At 34.0% G+C, this 2,103-nt stretch carries 2 protein-coding genes and 2 tRNA genes; 3 read left to right on the forward strand and 1 reads right to left on the reverse strand.

All coding sequences use genetic code 11. From position 1 onward, the window contains the following. Positions 1-160 precede the first annotated feature (160 nt). Positions 161-233, reverse strand: a tRNA-Gln gene (locus H5975_RS07870). 125 nt (positions 234-358) lie between these two features. On the opposite strand from H5975_RS07870, the gene H5975_RS07875 reads away from it, so the two are divergent. The 3 genes from H5975_RS07875 (at position 359) to H5975_RS07885 (ending at position 2,005) form a co-directional block, all read left to right on the forward strand. After that, complete coding sequence (locus H5975_RS07875) at positions 359-688, forward strand: hypothetical protein (RefSeq protein WP_204785577.1); 330 nt, start codon at positions 359-361, stop codon at positions 686-688. A gap of 52 nt (positions 689-740) precedes the next feature. Beyond that, positions 741-813: transfer RNA gene (locus tag H5975_RS07880), tRNA-Glu, on the forward strand. A 340-nt stretch (positions 814-1,153) separates the two neighbouring features. After that, complete coding sequence (locus H5975_RS07885) at positions 1,154-2,005, forward strand: aldo/keto reductase (protein WP_204785578.1); 852 nt, start codon at positions 1,154-1,156, stop codon at positions 2,003-2,005. Positions 2,006-2,103 lie beyond the last annotated feature (98 nt).

Consider the following 2,103-nt stretch of genomic DNA (forward strand, 5'->3'; position numbering starts at 1 on the left):
ATGTTTATAAGTCATTTGTGATGTTCCTTTACTTTTGTTTGTGGTTATTCAAAAGTCTATCACAAATGGCTTTTTTATTTTTCTAACTTAATTTTACAAACGGCGAATATAAAAAAAGTGTATTTATTAACCTAACAAGATTAATAAATACACTTAACTATTGGGTGTACTGGGTTCGAACCAGTGCATTATGGATTCAGAGTCCACTGCCTTACCAACTTGGCGAACACCCAATTATGTCAACGAGATTATTATACAAAATTTATGATTAGCACGCAAGATTTTTATTTCATTTAGTAACCTTCTATCAAAAAATTTGGTAGAATAAAAATAATTGTTTCAGAAAGGGAATTTTTATATGGCTAGCAATTCAGATGCACTTTATTACGTATTATCCAAAATATATCATCACCCAGAAATTGTAATTGCTACAGTCCCACAATATTCTAATGCTGTTGCGATAACTATCTCAGACAAACTTAAAATTTCGGACAGTAATTTTTACTTTCCAGACCATAAGTTAATGGTGAACCGTCTATCACCAGACTTTGTTGCAAAAAATGGTGATCTCCTTGACTACTATTTTGACATGACTGATCAAGATAATCCTGGCTATCATGATGTTTGGATTACCACTGGTCATATCGAACGCCAACATGCTTTCTTAATTGAACTCTCCTTTGAGTAATCATTGACATATCATAAACATATTTAGTATACTAATTAAGTAATATGTTTATTGCCCGCTGGTCAAATTGGTTAAGACGTCGCCCTCTCAAGGCGGAGTTACGGGTTCGATCCCCGTGCGGGTGATTTTTTATACTTTCATACATGTTCATGAGTGCCTAAACCCGCATGGTTGAGGCATTTTTAATTTTCTGAAAACGTGCAAAAACACCATTAAAATAGATTTTATGGAAAAATTGTGGAAAAATTAAACAGCTTCAAGTCACCGTGATTACTGCCTTTTAACGAGGGCGGTTTTTTATTCTTACGACAAAATGACGACAAATAAAAAGATTCAGTAACCAAAGTTATTACGAATAAATATATTCTTCAAATATATTCTTCTTGCGGCCGTGGTTGTTCATTTCTAATCGTAATATAATGGATATATATCAATTTAAGTTTTAACAAGATTAAGGAGTACAAGATGACTGATATTCAAAGTAATTATTTAACTCTTGCTGATGGTCAAAAAATGCCTCAACAAGGTTTTGGAGTTTATAAGTTAACTGATTCGGCTACTTTTACTCAAACTATTAAGGACGCTTATGAGGATGGTTACCGTTTATTTGATACTGCTCAAATGTATGGTAACGAAGACGATTTAGGAACTGCCCTCAAGTCCTTAAATGTTGACCGGGACGATTACTTTATCACTACGAAAGTTGCTGAAAAGAACCAGGGCTACCAAAGTGCTATTGATTCCGTTAAAGAGTCATTACGTAAACTGCAACTTGATTATGTCAATTTACTTTTGGTCCACTGGCCAATAAATGGCCATTTCTTTGAAACTTGGCAAGCGTTTGAAGACATGAAAAAAGAAGGATTAACCAAGTCAATTGGTGTCAGCAACTACGGAATGGTCCACCTTCAGTACTTAGCAACACAAGCTCACGAAATTCCAGTAGTTGACCAATTAGAATGTCATCCCTGGTTATCTGAAAAGCCAATGATTGATTTTAATAATAAACACCACATTGTCACCCAAGCTTGGGCTCCCCTTGGAAGAGGACGTATTTTTGAAGAACCAATTATCAAATCTTTAGCTGAAAAATATAGTAAATCTCCAGCCCAAATTATTTTACGTTGGCACCTTCAAAACGGCTTATCATTCATTCCAAAATCAGCCCATGCAGCTCGAATCAAGCAGAATGCTGACATTTACGATTTCCAACTTACTAGTGATGATATGAAACAGATGAATTCTATCAATAAAAATGTCAGAATAAGTCAAGAACCTGAATTAGTTTACGAATTCAATCAACAATATCCTCATTAAAATTGAGTTTTTATTAACGTAGATTGTAATATTTAAGTTAACAGTTAAATAAGTGGACAAGAAAACCCATAAAGGTCTTTAATGGTGTCGCTAAACTA

It is taken from the genome of Limosilactobacillus coleohominis, assembly GCF_016901675.1.
GTDB classification, from domain to species: domain Bacteria; phylum Bacillota; class Bacilli; order Lactobacillales; family Lactobacillaceae; genus Limosilactobacillus; species Limosilactobacillus intestinavium.